At 58.2% G+C, this 19,852-nt stretch carries 15 protein-coding genes and 6 tRNA genes; 18 read left to right on the forward strand and 3 right to left on the reverse strand.

Annotation, left to right across the window (positions count from 1 at the left end; translation table 11 throughout):
* Positions 1 to 105 precede the first annotated feature (105 nt).
* The 13 genes from ACO05M_RS09690 (at position 106) to ACO05M_RS09750 (ending at position 10,537) form a co-directional block, all read left to right on the forward strand.
* Positions 106 to 181: transfer RNA gene (locus tag ACO05M_RS09690), tRNA-Val, on the forward strand.
* 27 nt (positions 182 to 208) lie between these two features.
* Positions 209 to 285 (forward strand) — tRNA-Asp (locus tag ACO05M_RS09695).
* Between the two features lie 71 nt (positions 286 to 356).
* Positions 357 to 432: transfer RNA gene (locus tag ACO05M_RS09700), tRNA-Val, on the forward strand.
* 60 nt (positions 433 to 492) lie between these two features.
* A tRNA-Asp gene (locus tag ACO05M_RS09705) sits at positions 493 to 569 on the forward strand.
* Between the two features lie 53 nt (positions 570 to 622).
* Positions 623 to 698 (forward strand) — tRNA-Val (locus ACO05M_RS09710).
* A 43-nt stretch (positions 699 to 741) separates the two neighbouring features.
* Positions 742 to 818 (forward strand) — tRNA-Asp (locus ACO05M_RS09715).
* A gap of 199 nt (positions 819 to 1,017) precedes the next feature.
* On the forward strand, positions 1,018 to 1,899 hold the full coding sequence (locus tag ACO05M_RS09720; protein WP_421861917.1) for an NAD(+) kinase: 882 nt from the start codon (positions 1,018 to 1,020) through the stop codon (positions 1,897 to 1,899).
* A 38-nt stretch (positions 1,900 to 1,937) separates the two neighbouring features.
* Positions 1,938 to 2,903 carry a metallophosphoesterase gene (locus ACO05M_RS09725; RefSeq protein ID WP_421861919.1) on the forward strand — a complete coding sequence of 322 codons (966 nt, stop codon included), beginning with the start codon at positions 1,938 to 1,940 and terminating at the stop codon, positions 2,901 to 2,903.
* A 14-nt stretch (positions 2,904 to 2,917) separates the two neighbouring features.
* Positions 2,918 to 3,757, forward strand: coding sequence for a rhomboid family intramembrane serine protease (locus ACO05M_RS09730; RefSeq protein ID WP_421861921.1), 840 nt, complete (start codon positions 2,918 to 2,920; stop codon positions 3,755 to 3,757).
* A gap of 75 nt (positions 3,758 to 3,832) precedes the next feature.
* On the forward strand, positions 3,833 to 5,674 hold the full coding sequence (locus ACO05M_RS09735) for an ABC transporter ATP-binding protein (RefSeq protein WP_421861922.1): 1,842 nt from the start codon (positions 3,833 to 3,835) through the stop codon (positions 5,672 to 5,674).
* A gap of 230 nt (positions 5,675 to 5,904) precedes the next feature.
* A complete protein-coding gene (locus ACO05M_RS09740; protein WP_421861923.1) occupies positions 5,905 to 6,378 on the forward strand; it encodes a hypothetical protein in 474 nt (157 codons plus the stop codon).
* A 22-nt stretch (positions 6,379 to 6,400) separates the two neighbouring features.
* Entirely contained in the window at positions 6,401 to 7,612 is a 1,212-nt protein-coding gene (locus ACO05M_RS09745; protein ID WP_421861925.1) for a TonB-dependent receptor domain-containing protein, read from the forward strand.
* A gap of 87 nt (positions 7,613 to 7,699) precedes the next feature.
* Complete coding sequence (locus ACO05M_RS09750) at positions 7,700 to 10,537, forward strand: EAL domain-containing protein (protein WP_421861927.1); 2,838 nt, start codon at positions 7,700 to 7,702, stop codon at positions 10,535 to 10,537.
* Between the two features lie 11 nt (positions 10,538 to 10,548).
* Here ACO05M_RS09750 and ACO05M_RS09755 read toward each other — a convergent pair whose 3' ends face one another.
* Complete coding sequence (locus tag ACO05M_RS09755) at positions 10,549 to 11,052, reverse strand: YchJ family protein (RefSeq protein WP_421861929.1); 504 nt, start codon at positions 11,050 to 11,052, stop codon at positions 10,549 to 10,551.
* A gap of 164 nt (positions 11,053 to 11,216) precedes the next feature.
* Here ACO05M_RS09755 and sbcB point away from each other — a divergent pair, with 164 nt between their 5' ends.
* Both sbcB and ACO05M_RS09765 read left to right on the forward strand, forming a co-directional pair.
* On the forward strand, positions 11,217 to 12,659 hold the full coding sequence (gene sbcB / locus ACO05M_RS09760) for an exodeoxyribonuclease I (protein WP_421861931.1): 1,443 nt from the start codon (positions 11,217 to 11,219) through the stop codon (positions 12,657 to 12,659).
* Positions 12,660 to 12,713: 54 nt separating this feature from the next.
* The gene (locus ACO05M_RS09765; RefSeq protein ID WP_421861933.1) at positions 12,714 to 13,274 is read left to right on the forward strand and encodes a hypothetical protein; all 561 of its coding nucleotides are present in this window, start codon (positions 12,714 to 12,716) and stop codon (positions 13,272 to 13,274) included.
* Positions 13,275 to 13,316: 42 nt separating this feature from the next.
* On the opposite strand, the gene ACO05M_RS09770 is transcribed toward ACO05M_RS09765, so the two are convergent.
* Both ACO05M_RS09770 and ACO05M_RS09775 read right to left on the reverse strand, forming a co-directional pair.
* Entirely contained in the window at positions 13,317 to 16,094 is a 2,778-nt protein-coding gene (locus ACO05M_RS09770) for an insulinase family protein (RefSeq protein ID WP_421861935.1), read from the reverse strand.
* Positions 16,095 to 16,225: 131 nt separating this feature from the next.
* Positions 16,226 to 16,498, reverse strand: a complete 273-nt coding sequence (locus ACO05M_RS09775) for a hypothetical protein (RefSeq protein WP_421861937.1) — start codon at positions 16,496 to 16,498, stop codon at positions 16,226 to 16,228.
* A gap of 309 nt (positions 16,499 to 16,807) precedes the next feature.
* Here ACO05M_RS09775 and ACO05M_RS09780 point away from each other — a divergent pair, with 309 nt between their 5' ends.
* Genes ACO05M_RS09780 through ACO05M_RS09790 form a run of 3 tightly spaced genes read left to right on the forward strand, consistent with a single transcriptional unit; the run spans position 16,808 to position 19,845 of the window.
* Entirely contained in the window at positions 16,808 to 17,191 is a 384-nt protein-coding gene (locus ACO05M_RS09780; RefSeq protein ID WP_421861939.1) for a DUF6394 family protein, read from the forward strand.
* Positions 17,192 to 17,212: 21 nt separating this feature from the next.
* A complete protein-coding gene (locus ACO05M_RS09785) occupies positions 17,213 to 18,949 on the forward strand; it encodes a potassium channel family protein (protein WP_421861941.1) in 1,737 nt (578 codons plus the stop codon).
* Positions 18,949 to 19,845, forward strand: coding sequence for a DMT family transporter (locus tag ACO05M_RS09790; RefSeq protein WP_421861943.1), 897 nt, complete (start codon positions 18,949 to 18,951; stop codon positions 19,843 to 19,845). Before ACO05M_RS09785 ends, ACO05M_RS09790 begins: the two co-directional genes overlap by 1 nt.
* Positions 19,846 to 19,852: the final 7 nt, after the last annotated feature.

Genomic DNA, 19,852 nt, shown 5'->3' on the forward strand with positions numbered 1-19,852 from the left:
TCGCTTTTTATCCGTTTTTTCACTAATTTCTAAAAACCTGAATTTTTTTAGAAATTAGGTTTGACAGCCGGTTCAAAAGGCGTAGAATTCGCAGCTCCTGATTCGGGGCGTGTAGCTCAGTTGGGAGAGCGCCACCCTTACAAGGTGGATGTCGGCAGTTCGAGCCTGTCCACGCCCACCACGAATCGGAAGCTTATCGAAGCACAATGGAGCGGTAGTTCAGTTGGTTAGAATACCGGCCTGTCACGCCGGGGGTCGCGGGTTCGAGTCCCGTCCGTTCCGCCACTTCGATTAGCATGGCTGCTCCTCAAATAGGGAGTACTCCTGACTCGGGAGGCTAAATTTGAGTGATTGCAGGGCGTGTAGCTCAGTTGGGAGAGCGCCACCCTTACAAGGTGGATGTCGGCAGTTCGAGCCTGTCCACGCCCACCACAACCTCGGTTGTGGCTGCAATCAAAACCGACGACCTGGTCGTTGGTGGTATATCGCTGCGGAGCGGTAGTTCAGTTGGTTAGAATACCGGCCTGTCACGCCGGGGGTCGCGGGTTCGAGTCCCGTCCGTTCCGCCACTTTATCAAAGCCTGACTTTGATAAAATAAGCGAACACAGGTACCACGTTAGTGGGCGTGTAGCTCAGTTGGGAGAGCGCCACCCTTACAAGGTGGATGTCGGCAGTTCGAGCCTGTCCACGCCCACCACTTTATTGACCTGGCCTAAGATGGCTGGAGTCAATTCCGCTGCGGAGCGGTAGTTCAGTTGGTTAGAATACCGGCCTGTCACGCCGGGGGTCGCGGGTTCGAGTCCCGTCCGTTCCGCCATTTCTCTTCTCTCTCCAAATTTCGATCCTGTTGTTCTATCGCTAGTTTCGGCTAAGTCCTCCCGCACCCTGGGTTTCTGCGCATTTTCCAATTTCGATCATCAAGGTGTCGCGGCAGTGCCGCATTCAGCCCTATAATGCCGCATCGGCCTCTATCGATTGTTGGTGGAGCAGTAGAGCCAAAGAGAGCTGTTAACCTGATGGAAAACTTCAGAAATATCGGTCTGGTAGGCCGCCAGGGCAGTACCCCGGTTATCCAGTCGCTGGAACATCTGGTGCCGTTCCTGCAGGGACGGGGGCTGGAGGTGTTTGTCGATGATCGTATCGCCGACCTGGTTCCGGCTCGGGAGATGAAGCACAGCACCGTCAAAATGATGGGGCAGCATTGTGATCTGGTCATCGTGGTCGGTGGCGACGGCAGTCTGTTGGGCGCGGCCCGTCAGCTGGCACACTCCGGCGTTCCGGTGTTGGGGATTAATCGGGGCAACCTGGGCTTTCTGACCGATATCGCCCCCGATGAGATTGAACAGAAAGTGGGCGAGGTGCTGGATGGGCATTATCACAGCGAGCAGCGCTTTCTGATCGAAGCGGAGGTGTTCCGTGACGGTGAAAAGATCGGCTTCGGCGAGGCGCTCAACGATATTATCCTGCACCCCAACCAAGCAGCCCGGATGATCCGGTTTGAACTCTATATCGACGATCAGTTTGTTTATTCTCAGCGCTCGGATGGCTTGATCGTGTCGACTCCGACCGGCTCTACCGCCTACGCGTTATCCGGCGGCGGTCCGATTATGCACCCCAAGCTGGATGCCTTGGTGCTGGTGCCGATCTTCCCGCACACGCTGAGCAGTCGGCCGATCGTGATCGACGGCAATGCGGAACTCAAGATCGTGGTGGCCGAGCGCAACGATACCCACCCGTTTATCAGTTGTGACGGCCAGCACCAGATCCCCTGCCTGCCCGGCGATGAGATCAGTGTGCGTAAGAAACCCCACCCGCTGCATCTGATCCATCCACTCTGTTACAACTATTACGAATCCTGCCGCTCCAAGCTGGGCTGGGGTTCGAAGCTGGGTGAGTAACTGAGGCGAATAACGGAGGCGGAGTACGGCGGACGACGGTGGATTTCAGCGGATACGATCTGATTGGTGATGTGCACGGTTGTGCCCGGACGCTAAAGCAACTGCTGCAGCGGCTGGGGTACCAGTGCCGCGGTGGCTGTTATCGTCACCCGCAGCGCCAGGCGATTTTTATCGGTGATATCGTCGACCGCGGAACCGGAGTGCGTGAAGCCCTGCTACTGGTGCGCGAGATGGTCGCGCAGGGGGCGGCCCAGATCGTACTCGGTAACCACGAATACAACTGTATCGCCTATAACGAGCCGGCGCGGCCGGGCTCCAAACACCAGTATCTACGTGATCACAGTCCGCGTAATCAACGCATGCTACGCGAGACGCTGGAGCAGATGGAACCCTATGCCCAAGAGTGGCAGGATCATCTGCGCTGGTTTCGGCGGATACCGCTCTATCTGGAGATGGAGCATTTCAGGGTCGTTCACGCCTGTTGGGATGAAAACCTGATTCAGCGCCTGAAACAGCTGCAGGTTCAGGATCTCAGCGACGACGATTTTCTGCACCGGACCGTCGAGCGGGACAGTTTCGAGTGGCTGGTTGCAGATCGACTGCTGCGCGGAACCTACCTTCGCTTGCCCAACGATGCGGTGATGGAGAGTGCCGAGGGCTTTCGGCGTTATGTCTACCGGACCAACTTCTGGAGTCGCAACCCGCAGCGCCATGGCGATGTGGTATTTCAGCCCGATCCGTTGCCCGAACATCTGGCCTGCCTGCCGTTAACCGAAACCGAGCGCGAAAAATTACTCCACTACGGGCCGGAACAGCCGCCACTCTTTATTGGTCATTACTGGCGCCAGGGTATTCCGGCTCCGATTACCCCCAATATCGCCTGCTTAGACTACAGTGCGGTGAAAGCCGGACGCCTGGTGGCTTATCGGATGGATAACGAGCAAGCCCTGAGCGCCGATAAGTTTGTCTGGGTCGATGTCGACCCGAGGGATCTGGCGGAATAAACGGACGAAAACCGATGATACAACTCTTTGAGCTGCCGCCTGATATCGATTTGGGGCCTTTTGCCGCCTTCCTGTGGCGTCAGCGAATCCGGCATCGCATTACTCATCTTCAGGGTCAGCAGCAGCTGTGGTTGGCCGATCCGGCCGATGCCGACTATGTGATGGAGCAATTTAATCGTTGGCAGCGGGGCGAGGTGCTGGAAGAGTCGGCCAATCAAACCTCGAAGCGGACTTCCATCCCCTGGTGGCGATTGCCAATCACGCTGGTACTGATCGGTTTCAGCTTGGCGCTAACATTGCTGACTGGGTTTGGTAGTCAGTATGAGCTATTACGTTGGTTCAGCTTCGTCAATTTTGAGCTTCAAGGTCAATCTTACATACCGCAAAGCTTTTCAACGCTCATCAGAGTGGGAGAGTGGTGGCGATTTGTGACGCCAATCTTTATCCATTTTAGTCTGCTCCATCTGGTCTTTAATCTACTCTGGACCTGGGAGCTGGGACGACGAATCGAACTGACCCGTGGCTCAATTTTGTTATTGTGGCTGACTCTGTTTATCGGGGTCATCTCCAATGCGGCCCAGTTTTTGATGACCGGACCGCTATTCGGTGGTTTGTCCGGGGTGATCTTCGGTTTGATGGGTTACACCTGGCTGTCCGACCGACTCAGGCTCGGTCCCGGCTTCGGTATGCCGCCGGCGTTGATGACCTTTATGTTGATCTGGTTGGTCCTGGGCGTCAGCGGAGTGATCGAAAAGCTGGGGTTTGGGGCTATCGCCAATACCGCCCACCTGGTCGGTTTGTTGGCGGGGCTGGTGTGTGTGCTGCCGGTCTGGCTGCGGCGAAACCGTCCCTAGCAGGGCGTCGTTTTTCTTTTTCTTCAACACCGGTCTGTCATGGCCCGGTGCTTCGATCCTATTCTGGAGTGTTCCATGCTGGCTTTTTTTGAGCGCCTGACGCAGCCGTTTCCTCCCGAGGAACCCGGTCAGCCACCGCGCGATATCTATGCCTTTTGTCGTCACTATACCCGGGGGATGGAACGTTCGCTGCTGTGGATGACGCTGCTTACCGCCACGCTGGCGATCCTCGAAGTGTCGCTGTTCGGCTTTATGGGCCAACTGGTCGATTGGTTGGGTGAGCGGGATCCGCAGACCCTGTTCGAGCAGGAGGGGTTGCGGCTGCTGGGGATGGCGCTGCTGGTGCTGTTGGTTATACCGGCGCTGGTGTTTCTGCACTCGGCCTTCGTTCATCAGGCGTTACTGGGAAATTATCCGATGGCGGTACGGTGGCTGGCCCACCGATACCTGCTGGGGCAGAGCGTCTCCTTTTATCAGGACGACTTTGCCGGACGCCTGGCCACCAAAGTGATGCAGACGGCGCTGTCGGTGCGCGAGGCGGTGATGAAGCTGCTCAATGTGCTGATGTATGTGCTGGTCTATTTGCTGTCCATGTTGGTGCTGCTGGCGCAAGCGGATTATCGGCTGATGTTGCCGATGCTGATCTGGCTGGTGGGTTATATCGGACTGCAGCTTTACTACATTCCGAAGTTGAAACGGGTCGCCACCGAGCAGGCCGATGCCCGTTCCACCATGACCGGCAGGGTAGTGGACAGCTACACCAATATCGCCACCGTCAAACTGTTTGCCCACACCCGTCAGGAGGCCGACTACGCCCAGGAGGGGATGGAAGAGTTTATGGATACGGTTTACCGGCAGATGCGGCTGGCGACCGGTATCAATGTCGGGGTCCAGATCAGCAACTACCTGCTGGCGTTTGTTATCTCGGTGATTTCGATCTGGCTCTGGTCGATCGAGGCGGTCAGCATCGGGGCGATCGCGATTGCCGTGAGCCTGGCTTTGCGGCTAAACGGTATGTCGCAGTGGATCATGTGGGAGGTCAGTATGCTGTTCGAGCATATCGGCACCGTGGCCGACGGCATGGCGACTCTGGCGCAACCGCGGGAGGTGCAGGACCGGCCCGGGGCACCGGCGCTGAAGGTTTCCAGTGGCCAGATCGATTTTGACCAGATCCGCTTCCACTACGGCAAGGGTGAAGGCGTGATCGAGCAACTGAATCTGAACATACGTCCGGGAGAGAAGGTGGGCTTGGTTGGTCGTTCGGGCGCTGGAAAATCGACCCTTGTGAATCTTCTGCTGCGATTCTACGACCTTGAGGGCGGAAAAATCCGGATTGATGGTCAGGATATCAGCGCGGTGCAGCAGGAAACCCTAAGGGCACAGATCGGGATGGTGACTCAGGATACGGCGCTACTGCACCGCTCGGTGCGGGAGAATATTCTCTACGGTCGCCCCGATGCCAGCGAACAGGCATTGATCGACGCGGCCGTTAAGGCGGAGGCGCACGGGTTTATCCAACAGTTGGCCGACCCTAAGGGCAACCAGGGCTACGATGCCCAAGTGGGCGAGCGCGGGGTCAAACTGTCCGGCGGCCAGCGGCAGCGTATCGCGATTGCGCGGGCGCTGCTCAAGGATGCGCCGATTCTGGTGCTGGATGAGGCAACGTCAGCGCTGGATTCGGAAGTCGAAGCCGCTATTCAACACAGCCTGCAGCAGTTGATGCAGGGTAAAACGGTCATCGCCATCGCCCACCGTCTCTCCACGATCGCGGCGATGGATCGCCTGATCGTGCTGGATCAGGGGCGGATCGTCGAACAGGGTACCCATCAGGAGCTGGTCAACAATAAGGGCATCTATGCCCAGCTTTGGGCCCATCAAACTGGTGGTTTTTTGGGCACCGATCCGCAGGGAAGCTAAACTCAACCTATGATTGGGGTGCTTAAGGCTTTTATAGTAGTGACAAGTGCTTACTTGTAATTTAGCCTAGTGTTTCTTTAAATCGGCATCGGCACCGAAAATTCGCGCGTCTGTTTCATCCGTTTAAAACGACCGCTTTAAAATTGCCGAGTAGTACCTGATCAGGCCTGTCGACCTAGACGTCGGAGTGGTCCAAAGGGAGTCATATCATCGCTAGGGACTTGCAGATAATGCGTAGACCACACCTGAGTTTTCGGCCGAACGGTCAGTTGGGTAAATGGTTGTGCTGGCTATTGCTCTGTTGTGTATGGAGTTTTTCAGTCGCGGCAGAGAAGCCGGCCGGACCTTCGATCGCTGTTTACACGCACACCGATGTGCCTTCGGTACAGCTGTCGAGTGATCTACTGCGCTCAATCTTCGGTATGCGCTCCACGATCTGGCCGAATGGTCAGCGTATCCAGGTCTTTGTTCTTCCCGATAAACATCCTTTGCACCGTCGCTTCAGTAAGTCGGTACTGGGACTATTCCCCTATCAATTACGCCAAGCCTGGGATCGGGCGGTCTTTTCCGGTACCGGTGAAGCACCGGTACAGGTAGCGGATGAGCAAGAGATGTTGCAACGATTACAGACGACTGCCGGTGCGATCGGTTATTTGCCCCTTGAATTGGATCCAAAGGGGGTGTCACTTGTACAACAGCCATAAATCAAATCGAGGACGATTAGCGATGGCAGCGGGTTTGGCAGCGCAGAAATTGCGCCGACACTACAACACTTATGCCGTGCTGGGTTTGCTTCAGCTGCTGCTGTTGTCGCTCCCCAATACGGCGCGGGCCGAATTTCGCTGGGATGTCGGTGGATTTCTGTCGCAGGGCTGGGTGACCAGCGATCACAACTCCTTCTACGGAGATTCCAGTGGCTCGGGTGGTACCTTTGATTTCCGTGAACTGGGGGTAAACGGTTTTATCCAACTCGATCCCCGTTTGAAGCTAAGCGGCCAGCTGTTATCCCGTCGAGCCGGAAAAATCAGTGATGGAGACCCTCAGGTTGATTATCTGTTTGCCGATATCTTTGCTGTACAGCAGCTGCAACGGCAGGCGGGAGTCCGCGTCGGACGGATCAAGAATGCACTGGGTTTCTTCAATGAAACCCGGGACATGGCCTTTACCCGACCGGGCTTGATACTGCCGCAGTCGATCTATTTTGATCAGGTTCGGGAGCTGCAGCACTCGTCCGATGGTGTGGCGCTTTATTATCGTCAAGGCAACAGTCTGGGGGAGTGGCAGCTGGATCTGCAGTATGGCCGCTTACAGACCGGTGAGAACACCGAAGCGCTGTTTCTCGGGGGCGTAATGAACGGCGAGTTCGGCAACAGCATGTTGGCGTTGGCTCGGTTGCAGTTCGAGCCCCAGGCAAGCCGTTGGCGCATGGGATTAACCCGTGCTCACCTCGATCTGCCGTTCAACCCCGCAGCGGGTGATCCGCTGACCAAGGGCGAGTTGGACGTTGAGATGACGGTGCTGTCCCTGCAGCACAACCGTGAACGCTTGAGTTTTACCGCCGAGGCGATGCTGGTGGATACCCGCTGGAAGAACCTGGGAATTCTACCGGACCATAAGACCCTGCAGGCTTACTACCTGCAGGTTGACTATCGCTTTACCGATCAATGGCAGGCGATGGTGCGCTATGACGATCTGGTGTTGGATAAGGATGACCGCGATGGGGTCGCCTTCAATATGCTGACAGGTCGCCCGGCACACCTTCAGTTTGCCCAGGATTGGAGCCTTGGATTGCGTTACCAGCCCAGCCAGAACTGGGACTTGCGAGCTGAGGTACATCGGGTGGATGGTACCGCCTGGCTATCCAAGAAAGATAATCCAGATGCGGAGTTGCGCCGACGCTGGAACATGTTGTTGGTGCAGGCTGCGTATCGTTTTTAAAGGACTGCCTGCCGGTGGCCGTGAAGGCCGCTGCCGGCCGGTGTTGGCTACAGCCTGAAGGCTAAGGCCTGCCAAAGTAGGGACGTCATGCAAAGACGCTTTTTCAGCTTAAAGTGGAAGTTGCTGCTGTTGATGACCGGGGTGCTGTTTGCCCTGGGATTGGCGGTGTCCGGCATCTCTTATCTGCACGAAGAGAACCTGCTTGAGAGCGAGCGTCAAAAGCAACACCGTGAAAATGTGGCGGAACTCGAGCGCCAGATCCGTGCGGTACAGCAGCAGCTGATCAAACGACTCGAATACCTCACCCTGTTGATCCAGCCCGATGACAAAGCGCTGACCATTACCCAGTTGCAGCAGAAGCTGGAGCGCCACTACTCCTTCGTTGAAGTGCTCTGGGGCTTGGAGTCGTTGCAGGCCAACAGCTCCAGTCAGGGCGTCCTGCTGAGCCGGGGTAGCGACAATCCGGTATTGCGTGACCAGAACCTGCAGGCGATTCAGGATGAGCAGCCGATGGTTGGTCTCAGCTGCGATGAGGGATGTCGTGCTCTGGCATCGGTGCCGTTGATGCTCTCCGGTGCCGAAACCGGCAGTCTCGGGGTGGCGACGTCGCTGGCGGAAGTGGTGCTGCAGTCGCAGCAGCGCACCGGCTGGGATACCGGCGTATTGATCAAGAATGAGGTGGTTGAACCGGCGACGCTGCCGAATTGGCAGCTCAATATCGTCGCGATGAGTAATATCTCGCGGGTGCTGCCGCAGCTGCGGGCTCTGACCCAGCAGCAGAGCTTCAACGGTCCCGGCTCCTACCTGCTGCAGCAGGATGGTCGCAGTATCGAAGTCTCGCTGACCCCACTGCAGGGGCTCGACGACCGCCAGCAGGCCTACTGGGTCCTGATCGCCGATGTCAGCAGCGGTTATGCCGATATCCAGAAAACTTTCATTATCCAGTTGGGCATCACCCTTGGGGCGTTGTTTGCCAGCGGATTCCTGATCGTCAGTCTTCTGAACGCGCCGATGCGAAAACTGGGACAGGTGGCGACGACCCTGCCGTCGTTGGCATTGAGGGACTTCGACCATGTTCGTAATCAGTTTGAAAACCAGAAGGACTTCGGCAAGGAGTCCGACGATGAGCTGAGCCTGCTGATCCGCAGTACCGTACAGTTGGCGGACGAGCTGGAGCGGCTTGACCGCGAGATGCGGATGCGCAACCTGAAACTCGAGCGCAGCAGCCAGCAGTTGTCGCGGCAGAAGGATTTTGCCTCCGGGCTTCTCGACAATGCCCAGGCGGTCATTCTGGTGCAAGATACCCAAGGTCGCTGTAAGAGCCTTAACCGTTTTGGGCGGCAGCTGCTGGGCCACAGCGAATGGCAATCGCAGACTCGGGATTTCAATGAGCTGTTCGGCGAGCTGAGCAAGGACAGCGTGTCCCAGATGGAAGAGCTCTACACCGGCATGCGCCATCACTTCCGCCACGAAACCCGCTGCTTTGATGTCTACGGCAACCTGCGGACGCTATCCTGGATTCACTCGTCGCTGACCCAGAACGATCGTTCCCACAGTATCCTCAGTATCGGGATGGATGTGACCGAGCAGGTCAAGATTCAGCGCCAACTGCGTTGGCTGGCCAATCACGACTCGCTGACCAAATTACCCAACCGAAGCAGTCTGCAGCAGCAGTTACACCGCCGCATCGAACAGGCGCGAGACCGGCAGTCCCAGCTGGCGGTGATGTTCTGCGATCTCGATAACTTCAAGCAGATCAACGATACCCTCGGCCATCCAGTGGGTGATTCGCTGCTGATTCAGGTCGCGGAACGGTTGAAACAGGTGGTGCGGCATCAGGATACCGTGGCGAGGATCGGTGGCGATGAGTTCGTGATTCTGATCGATGACAACAGTCATGGTGAGGCCGTCCTCAAGACCGCCGATCAGATGCTCGAATGTCTTGAAGCGACTTACAATATCCAGGGCCAGGAACTCTATATCTCAGCCAGTATCGGTATCGCTTTCTATCCGGAGCACGGTGGTGATGCGACCACCTTGATCAAGCATGCCGATATCGCCATGTACCAATCCAAGTCGGACGGGCGTAAGCAATACTCGGTCTACAGCCATGATCAGTCCCAGGGGATGGAGGAGCGCCTTAACCTGACCGCCGATCTGCGCCATGGTCTGCAGCGTAACGAGTTTGAACTGTTCTACCAGCCGCAGATGAGCATCGATGAATCCCAGATTGTCGGGGTTGAAGCCCTGATACGCTGGCATCATCCGGAGCAGGGCATGGTTCCTCCGGATAAATTTATCGGTATTGCCGAAGAGACCGGTCTGATTATCGATATGGGGCGCTGGATCATTCGTGAAGCCTGTCAGCAACTGCAGCGCTGGTCCCGCGAAGGGATGGATGGTATCCGCATGTCCATTAACTTGGCCGGTCCGCAGATCATGTCCGATAGCCTGCTGGAGGATATTCGGCAGGTGCTGGAAGAGACCGAAATCGAGCCGACCCTGCTGGAATTTGAGATCACCGAAAGCTTTATTATGAGCCAGCCGGAGAACACCATCGCCAGGTTGAATGAGATCAAGTTGCTGGGCATCAAACTGTCAATCGATGATTTCGGTACCGGTTACTCCTCTTTGGGTTACCTGAAGCGGTTGCCGATCGATAAGCTCAAGATCGATAAATCGTTCGTGTTTGATATCGGCCGATGCTCCGACGATGAAGCCATCGCCGTTGCCGTGATCGGCTTGGGACAGAGCCTGAACCTGCAGGTGATCGCTGAAGGGGTCGAAGAGGCACAGCACGTCGAATTTCTGCGCGCCCATGGTTGCGATGAGCTCCAGGGGTTCTACTACAGCAAGCCGCTACCGGCCGAAAACTGCGCCGAATTTATCCGTCAGTACCGTGCCGAGAAGCAAACCCCGAACTAGATCAATCAGTCCTATCCCCGACCGCAGCAGCGTTTGAACTTGTTGCCGGAGCCGCAGGGGCAGGGCGCGTTACGTTCCGGCTTGAAACCCTTGATGCTGAGATCTCCATCGAGGTAGTACCAGCGACCCTCGATCTGCTCAAAGCGTGAGTTTTCCTGCAATCGACCATAACCGTTCTCGTCAACGTAGGTGGCGATAAAGTGGACCCTACCGACCCGATCGGTTTCCTTGCCCGCTTCGGTATCCAGGATCTGGAGCTGTAGCCAGCAGGTCTGTGCATCGAGCGGTTGATCGGGACTCAGACCATTGCGAAAGTCCGGATGAGCACTGTGGAACAGATACCCGGGTTGGGCGGTAGCAAAGGCACTGAATCTTGAGCGCATCAAGGCCTCGGCGGTCGCGGCGGGACGGCTCCCGTCAATGGCCGGGCCACAACAGAGCCCATAGGCCTGACCCGAACCACAGGGGCAGTTTTGCTGGGGGGAGGGCTGTTTGGGTAGTTCAACTTTAGCCATCTCGGCCGATAACCTCTTTAGCGTTGTGACTGTTGCTTTCCCCGCTCGACCATCGTGTTGAGACAGGGGACAATGGGCCGGATTTTTACACACAGAGCAGCCTGGCCTGGCTGTTCGGATATTTTATTCCCGGCCTGCAGGGGCCGTCATGGGATTAGGGGTGAATGAGCGGATCCAATTTTAGTTTTTACTGGCACGATTATGAAACCTTCGGTGCCAATCCGATGGTGGATCGACCGGTGCAGTTCGCCGGCATCCGGACCGATGCCGAGTTGAATATCGTCGGCGAGCCGCTGATGATCTTCTGCAAACCGGCTGATGACTATCTGCCCCACCCCGAAGCCTGTCTGATCACCGGTATTACTCCGCAGCAGGCGCTACGGGAGGGGATGCCCGAAGCCCAGTTTATCGAACAGATTCATCAGGAGCTGGCGCTGCCCGGCACCTGTGGAGTGGGTTACAACAGCCTTCGATTCGATGATGAGGTGACCCGCTATACCCTGTACCGGAATTTTTTTGATCCCTATGCGCGAGAGTGGCAAAACGGCAACTCGCGCTGGGATGTTATCGATATGTTGCGCCTGGCGCGGGCGTTGCGTCCGGACGGTATCAATTGGCCCGAGTACGAAGATGGTCGGCCGAGCCTGCGGTTGGAAGATCTGACGGCCGCTAACGGCCTGGCCCATGAGGCGGCCCATGATGCGCTGTCGGATGTCCATGCCACGATCGCCATCGCCCGCCTGGTCAAGCAGGCCCAGCCGAAGCTGTTCGCCTATGCGTTGAAACTTCGGGATAAGCGGGTGGCGGCACAGATGCTCGATGTGGCCCGAATGAAACCGGTTCTGCATGTCTCGTCGAAAATTCCGGCCGAGCGTTTCAATACCGCCCTGGTGGCGCCGCTGGCGATGCACCCGGTTAACAAAAATGCGGTCATCGTCTACGACCTGAACGTTGATCCGACACCGATGCTGGAGCTGACGGCAGCCCAGATTGCCGAGCGCCTCTATACCCCGAGTTCGGAGCTGGCCGAAGGGGAGGAGCGGATTCCGCTGAAACTGGTCCACCTGAACAAGTCACCGATGCTGGCACCGGCCAACATGATCAACGCCGAAGAGGCGGAGCGCCTGTCGATCTCCGGCGAGCGTTGCCGTACCCACCTGGGTATGCTTCGCGGCAGTGATGGGCTGGTGGCCAAAGTCCAGCAGGTCTTTGAGCAGTCGTCGCTGGAGCCGCTGTCGGATCCGGATCAGATGCTCTACAGCGGCGGCTTCTTCGGCGACAGCGACAAGACGGCGATGACCCAGATCCGCATGGCGGCCCCCGAACTGCTTGGCGAGCTGGAACCGATGTTTCAGGATGGGCGGCTGGAGGAGATGCTGTTTCGCTATCGAGCCCGGAACTATCCGGATACGCTCAGCGGTGACGAGCAGCAGCGTTGGAGCGAATTCTGCCAACAGCGGTTGATGCAACCCTTACCCAAGACCCTGGGGTTTGAGCAGTTCTATCAACGACTCAATGAGCTGGGCAGCGATCCGCAGCTGGCGCCGGAGAAAATGCATATCCTGCAGGAGTTGGCGGCCTATGCCGAATCGATCTATCCGGTTTGATTGCCGCAAGTCATGGCAGCGTCGGGACAGAAAGGCAAAGATAAGCCGATGAGAATGACTCGATCCAAACCTGGTCCGCGTACCCGGGTTACAACGACTCTGGCATTGATCCCCTTGCTGTCGAGCCTGGGGCTGAGCCAGATGGCCGCTGCCGAAGAGGTGTCGCCGATGCTGCCGGTTGCGCCACAGCTGCCGCCCACCGAAATTGGTCTGAACTATCTCGAAATCAAAGCCGATCCCTATCCGGAACCGCCGATGGTGGAGGTGGTTCCGGATAATTTCAGCATGACCTACCGTAATGGTCGCGAGGTCTACAAGGAGATGGCCGAGCACAGCTTCGATGACGAGCCGATGGTTGAGATTGCACCGGCAGCCGACCCCGCGCTGGCGCTGCCGGAGGTGGTCGTGGTGGCGAGCCACTCGGAACCGGTCTACACCCACGTGACCGTCGGCGAGCGGGTTGTCGATGCGATTCCGACCGGTGAGGACAAAATCTTCCTGCAGATCAGCGCCGTGGAGGTATCACCGGAGGCCGCCCGTCGTGACGCGTTGCGCCGCTTTCAGAGCCGCCGCTTCTTCAGTAAGCCGGGGGTGAGAGCGATCGAACAGCCCTGATAACCGGGCAGATCGATCGCGAGTCCTGATGTTGCAGTCGGCTTACCCGGCCGTCGGAAGCTGACCGCCGCCGGTGGATTGCAGGATCAGCCGACGGGTACCCAACTGGTCAAAGGTCTGCAGTAGCTGATCACGGCTGACCGCCTCGATCGCTTCGGCCAGCTGTTCACGACCGTCAAAACCGTACTTTTCCTGATCAATCTCGCGCCAGTAGCGGTTGCTACGCTGTTTGAGCGTCTGCTCCTGCTTCAGAATCTCGTTGATCAGCCCCTGCTTGAAGCTCTCCAGTTGTTGTGGATCCAGGTTTTCGATCAACGCCCGTGCCCGAGGCAGGAAACTGTCGATATCAGCCAGCAGCGTGTCGGGCGATTGTTGCGGTGACTGGATCACAAACGCCAGGCCCGGGTGTTGCTGGATCGGTACCGGGCTGGTGTAAACCACATAACCGCGCTGCTTCTCGGTGCGAACTTCGGTATAAAACGGTGCACGGAGAATCCGGGCCAGCAGTCCGAATCGGGCTCGCAACGGGACCGACTTCTCATCCCCCTGCAGGTACAGCAGCAGTGCGGAATCATTGTGATCGACCGCCAGCTCCTGCAGCTCGTCACCGGCGGCCAGCAAACGCGCCTGGGGCTGGGGAACCGGCTCCGGATCAAGGCCGCTCAGCAGGTGCTGTTGCAGCAGCCGGGTCATGGCCACTGCTTGATCGGGGGCGATATTGCCGTGCGCCAGGGCGACGATTTCGCCCCGTGACAGCAGCTGCTGCTTAAAGACCTGCAGCTGTTGAGCATCGATGGCATCGATCTGTTCCAGTTGCTGTCGGGTCGACCAGCGCGGCTCCATCACCCGCAGATAGAGTGCATCGAAAGCTTGGTTAACCGGGTTCTGTTTTAACCGGTTTTCCAGGTCTCGACGCAGGTTCTGCTGTTGGATCGCCAATCGTTGCGGATCGATCCGCAGCGAGACCAACTGCTCCAGCAGCATCGCCAGCAGTACCTGCTGGCGGTCACCGTAACCGCTGATACGGGTGCTGAAGCCACGGACATGGGGATAGATTTCCACTCCGAGTCCCGCCTCGTAGGCCGGATAGAGCTCGGGATTGAGCCGGTCATTGAGCAGCTTGATCAGCAGCGCGGTCATAACATGGTGGCGAGGGCTGTCATTGGCCACCGGCGAGCGGAAGCTGAAATAGAAATTGGCTTTGGGAACCCGGAACGTGCTGTCCTGCTGGTGCCACAGGCGGACACCGGGTTGCTCCATCAATAGTTCCGGTTTCGGCTGATTTACCCCCGGCAGCGTCGCCAACTGCTGGGGAATATAAGGGTTCGGTTCGGGTAGCCCCATCGACTCCACCGGTCGGCTCTGTTGTAAACGCTCCACCAGTGACGCAGGCAGCGGCCCAAAGCTGTACTCGGTGCCGAAATAGGGCTCGGTCCGGTCGGTTTCCAGATCCGGTGCGGTCAGGGTCAACAGCAGGTTGTCGGGGCGCAGGTAGTTGAGGTAGGCCCGCAGCAGCACCGGGTCAAACTCGGCCCACAGGTAATCACCGTGCAACAGTTCGCGGGTGGGCAGTTCACGCAGTTTGTTGGCCAGCCGAAGCGCTTCGGACATCGGGCGTGACGGCTCGCGGAAGCGGAAACCGATCTCGCTGAGTTGCTGCTGCTCCCGATAACGCCAGTCGCTGATCCCCTGTTGTCGAATCCGCTCGACCTGGGCGAATACTAAGCCGGCGATCTCCTCGTAGCGGCGTTGGCCCTCCGGGGTCAGGCCGATATTGATATCGAGGGTCGCGTTATCGCTGTAATTGAACCCGGGGCCGGCGCTGAGGCTGTTGGCCCAGCCGCGACGTTTCAGCTCGGCCAGCAGGCTTTCGTCGCCTTCGTGTCCCAGCAGACCACTGAGGTAATGGAGCGGCTTGCGATCATAGTAGTCTTTGGCCGGCGGGACCGGGAAGCTGAGGCTGAGCTGGCGCAGCTCTTTCAGACTCTTGATCTGAAGCTGGGCCGGTAGCGCGCCGGGTTTGAACAGCGGAACCGGTGCCGGCCGTTGCTGTTGGCGGTCGCTTGGAATTCCGCTAAAACGCTGCTCTACCATGGCCCGAAGCTGGGCAACCGGTTCGCGACCATAGACCACCAGGGCCATGTTGCCGGCGTTGTAGTGCTGCTGGTAGAACGCCTTCAGATGCTCGGTCAGCTTGCCCTGGTCGTTATCCCGTAGGGTTTCCAGGCTACCGACGGCGAAAGTTGCCAGCGGATGCTCCGGGTTGATGACCTGCTTGAGGGCGGCATAGCCACGGCGCGAATCTTCCTTGAGCTTGGACTGGTACTCGGAATGGACCGCATTGCGCTCCCGGTCGACGTACTCCGGACTGAACAGCGGCGCGACGAAGAAGCGTGAGAAGCGATCCAGTGCCGGTTCCAGCTTGCTCTGTTCGATGTCGAAGAAATAGTTGGTGCGATCGTGGGCGGTGAAGGCGTTGTGGTTGCCGCCATGACGGCTGATGTAGGCCTGGTAGTCGCCCGCCTCCGGGTAGCGGTCGGTTCCCAAAAACAGCATATGCTCCAGGAAGTGAGCCAGCCCCTGGCTGTGGCGCGGATCATCGCCGCTGCCGACACCCACTTCCAGGCTGGCTGCCGCCTTATCGGCCTTGGGATCGGAGATCACCAGTACGTTGAGTCCGTTGTCGAGACTGAACGCCTGGTAGGTGCGTGGATCGTTGGGGCTTTGGATGATCTGCGCGGCGGGCAGGGTGCGCGATAGCAGCAACATCAGCAGCAGAATCGGTAGCAACAGAGGGCGCATGAAGCGGGAAGCAGACATAAAACGGATTCCGGTTGTTGTTCGGCGGGGCGAACAGCTATCTGATGCCGCCCCTGATGCAAGACTAATGACAGCTTAGACAGAGGAAAGCCTCCGGGTTCCCGTTTTTTCTCGGCTTGTTGATCGTCGCTTCAGTGTCTGGCGGGCAGTTGTTGCGCAGCCAGTTCGATCGCCTGCTCCAGGTTATGCTGCTGCGGATCCATCGACGCGATGGTCTGCAGGGTGCTGTAGCACTGATCCAGCGCCTGTTGCTGGTGCTTGTAGATATCTCCCATGGCCGCGTCGATGGCGTCGTACAGCTCCTGGATCTGGGCGCTGCGATCGGCGGCGGGATTGACGTTGTTCAATACCTGCAGGCAGGCACGGGCGATCTGGGCGTATTGCTTGTCGCGGGAATGGGACATGGAAAGAGGGTCTCAAGTCGTTCGGAAGAGCGCATGATACTGATCAAGCCTCGGACTGCCCAGCTTTTGTGGGCTCCAATTGGCGGACAAATCGGCCTGTTCCGGTGAGAATTCAGCGGGAAATTCTGTTTCGCTGTTTTATCAATGGCTTAGTCTTTGTAACAACGGTAAGCTCAGGAACGGATGCTATCGCGACCATCGTTCGGTCTGTTGCGGCCGGAAGCGATAGCCAGCACCGAGCTTGTTAACATCCATGTCGTCGGCCCCGAGACGGGCCGGTGGGGTGGCGATCTGAGGGTTCAAAGGGTTATGAATCGGGAAAAGGTCCTCTTTGCGTTTTTTATCGTACTGGCGCTGACACTCAACTTCGGCTTCTTTATCGGTGAGATCGATAATCCGGACCATCATAATGTGTTCGAGTTCTTTGCCGCACTGGTGGTGAGCCTGATTGCCACGGTGATGAAATTCGGTGACCGCACCCATATCGGTGCGGTGCTGCTGGCCACCAGTCTGGTGGCGGACCTGCAACTGGTGGTGGCGGCGTTCACCTGGGGTTACGCCGAGCATGTCAGCGGTGTCGGTATGACCCCGTCGGTGATGTCCAGTGTGGTCTCGTTGTCGGCCGGGGCGTTGCTGGCCAACCTGACCTCGGTGATTCTGTTGATGGTCGAAACCATCATGTTGCGACGCTGAGCCGAGTCGCCGCGGGTTGCCATGAACCATATCTTCTTTACCGTGTTTCGGCGGCTGCGCAAGCCGCTGATCACGCTGATCGTGGTCTACGCGGTCAGTATTCTCGGCCTGGTGCTGATTCCCGGTGTGGATGATCAGGGGCGTCCCTGGCAGATGAGTTTCTTCCACGCCTTTTACTTCGTCAGTTTTATGGGCTCCACCATCGGCTTCGGCGAGGTTCCCTACGCCTTTACCGATGCCCAGCGGATGTGGACGCTGGTCTGTATCTACGCCACCGTGGTGGCTTGGCTGTATGGCATCGGTAAGGTGCTGGGACTGTTTCAGGACCAGGCGTTTATCCGCCTGTTGCGCCGGTTCAGCTTTGTACGCCGGGTAGGACGTTTGCACGAACCTTTCTACCTGGTCTGCGGCTACGGGATTACCGGTCGGCTGGTGGTCAGCCAACTGATCCGTCGGGGCATTGCGGTGGTGGTGGTGGATATCGACCGGGATCGGATCGACGAGCTGGAATCGGACCCGCTGCCGTTGAGCGTGCCGGGCCTATGCGCCGATGCGTCCGATCCGGAGGTGCTGCGCGACGCGGGCCTGCAAAGCCAGCATTGCCTGGGGGTGCTGGCGCTGACCAACTATGACTCGGTCAACCTGGCGATCGCGATCGCGACCAAGTTGTTGGGCAAGGAAAACACCCTGCCGGTGATCTGCCGTAGCGAAGCCGAGACTACCACCAACAACCTGGCCTCGTTCGGTACCGACCGGATCATCGATCCGTTCGTCACCTATGCCAACTACCTTGGGATGGCGATCCATTCGCCGTACAAGCACCTGATCTACGACTGGCTGACCAACCCCGAACACCGTTCCCGAAAGAGCGCCTATCAGAAAACCCAGGGACGCTGGGTGATCTGCGGCTACGGTCGATTAGGCCGCGCGTTGGAGCGCAGCTTTGAGGGTAAGCCGGTCTCGCTGACAATGGTTGACGACAACCCGAAGCCGGACGGGCTGGAGCTGGACTTTGTCCAAGGCCTGGGTACCGAAGCGGTGACCCTGAAGCAGGCCGGCATCGAAGGGGCGGTGGGATTGGTGGCCGGTACCGGCAACGATGCCAACAATCTGTCCATTATCATGACCGCCTTGGAACTGAACCCGAAACTGATGACGGTGGCGCGCCAGAACAGCAACAGTAATGCGTCGGTGTTCGGCGCGGCCCGAACCGATCTGGTGATGGAGCCGGCCCGAATTATCGCCAACCACATCCTGGCGCTGATCAAAACGCCGCTCTTGCCGGAATTTGTCGAGCAACTGACCGCCCAGGATGAGCGTTGGTGCCGTAAATTGTTGAATGAGATGAACGCACTGGTCGGTCAGAACGAACTCGACAGCTGGGACTTTGATATCGACGCCGAAGATGCGCCGGCGGTGTTGGACGATCTGCAGCAGGGCAATTCGATCAGTCTGCGGGATATCTCCCGCGATCCCCATGGCCGGGGCCGCTTGCTGACGGTGATGCCGTTGATGCTCAAGCGTGAAAACGAGTACCTGCTGTTACCGGAGTCGCAGACGCCGTTGCAGCCTGGCGATCGGGTGCTGTTCTGCGGTGACAGCCGTGCCTACCGGCAGATGGGCTGGATCCTGGCCAACGGCAACGTGCTCGACCATGTGCTGGGCAAACCGCTCCAGGGGGGCTGGGTTGCGCGCAGGTTCCGGCAATGGCGTGCCGAGCGTAACCAGGCGGCTGATACCGGAACTGACCCCTCTTGATGGAACGTTATCTGCCGCAGCTGTTGCTGGTGCTGACCACGCTGTTCTGGTCCGGCAACTTCGTCGTGGCCCGGCTGATGCATCAATCGATGCCGCCGTTGTCACTGTCGTTCTGGCGCTGGATGTTGGCGCTGCTGATCCTGTTGCCCTGGGTCTGGCCGAAGATGCGTGCCGAGCAAGTGCAATTGCGACGGCATTGGCGGTTGTTGTTATTGCTGGCGGTACTCGGGGTCGCCAACTTCAACTCCTTTGTCTATATCGGTTTGCAAAGTACCACCGCCACCAATGCCACCTTGCTGCAATCGGTGCTGCCGGCGACCGTGGTGGCCTTGTCGGTGCTGTTGCTGGGCATCAGAATCCGGCCGCTGCAGTTGGTCGGCCTGCTGCTGTCGTTAAGCGGGGTAGCTTGTATCGTGCTGCAGGGGCGGCTCGAGCAGCTGGCGGCACTGCAGTTCAATCGGGGCGATCTGTGGATTTTGGCGGCGATGCTGAGTTGGGCCACTTACACCGTGGCGCTACGCTGGCGGCCGGAAACCATCAGCGCATTGGCGCTGTTGGGTTCGACGGTGGCGATCGGTGCCCTGGTGATCTTGCCGTTCTATCTGTGGGAGTTATTGGTGCAGGGACGCGGTTTCGAGTTGGTTCCCGGCAACCTGGCGACCCTGGGCTATGTGGCGCTGTTTCCGTCGGTATTGGCTTACTTTTTCTGGAATTACGGCGTCGCCAGGCTTGGTGCGGCCCGTGCCGGGCTCTATATCAACCTGATGCCGATCTTCGGCATGGGGCTGTCGATCCTGTTTCTGGACGAACAGCCCGAAGGGTATCACCTGCTCGGGCTGACCCTGGTGCTCGGCGGCATTCTGCTGGCCAGCCGCACCGGCGCTGAATCCCGCTAACCACCGG

This window comes from Motiliproteus sp., from assembly GCF_965230735.1.
GTDB lineage: Bacteria > Pseudomonadota > Gammaproteobacteria > Pseudomonadales > Balneatricaceae > Motiliproteus.

Bases quoted from the DNA above. Each gene is read 5' to 3' on its own strand.
- ACO05M_RS09730 (WP_421861921.1), top strand. From the start codon at position 2,918: ATGATACAACTCTTTGAGCTGCCGCCTGATATCGATTTGGGGCCTTTT.
- ACO05M_RS09765 (WP_421861933.1), top strand. From the start codon at position 12,714: ATGACTCGATCCAAACCTGGTCCGCGTACCCGGGTTACAACGACTCTG.
- ACO05M_RS09785 (WP_421861941.1), top strand. From the start codon at position 17,213: ATGAACCATATCTTCTTTACCGTGTTTCGGCGGCTGCGCAAGCCGCTG.
- ACO05M_RS09740 (WP_421861923.1), top strand. From the start codon at position 5,905: ATGCGTAGACCACACCTGAGTTTTCGGCCGAACGGTCAGTTGGGTAAA.
- ACO05M_RS09790 (WP_421861943.1), top strand. From the start codon at position 18,949: ATGGAACGTTATCTGCCGCAGCTGTTGCTGGTGCTGACCACGCTGTTC.
- ACO05M_RS09780 (WP_421861939.1), top strand. From the start codon at position 16,808: ATGAATCGGGAAAAGGTCCTCTTTGCGTTTTTTATCGTACTGGCGCTG.
- ACO05M_RS09775 (WP_421861937.1), bottom strand. From the start codon at position 16,498: ATGTCCCATTCCCGCGACAAGCAATACGCCCAGATCGCCCGTGCCTGC.
- sbcB (WP_421861931.1), top strand. From the start codon at position 11,217: ATGAGCGGATCCAATTTTAGTTTTTACTGGCACGATTATGAAACCTTC.
- ACO05M_RS09770 (WP_421861935.1), bottom strand. From the start codon at position 16,094: ATGTCTGCTTCCCGCTTCATGCGCCCTCTGTTGCTACCGATTCTGCTG.
- ACO05M_RS09755 (WP_421861929.1), bottom strand. From the start codon at position 11,052: ATGGCTAAAGTTGAACTACCCAAACAGCCCTCCCCCCAGCAAAACTGC.
- ACO05M_RS09720 (WP_421861917.1), top strand. From the start codon at position 1,018: ATGGAAAACTTCAGAAATATCGGTCTGGTAGGCCGCCAGGGCAGTACC.
- ACO05M_RS09750 (WP_421861927.1), top strand. From the start codon at position 7,700: ATGCAAAGACGCTTTTTCAGCTTAAAGTGGAAGTTGCTGCTGTTGATG.
- ACO05M_RS09745 (WP_421861925.1), top strand. From the start codon at position 6,401: ATGGCAGCGGGTTTGGCAGCGCAGAAATTGCGCCGACACTACAACACT.
- ACO05M_RS09735 (WP_421861922.1), top strand. From the start codon at position 3,833: ATGCTGGCTTTTTTTGAGCGCCTGACGCAGCCGTTTCCTCCCGAGGAA.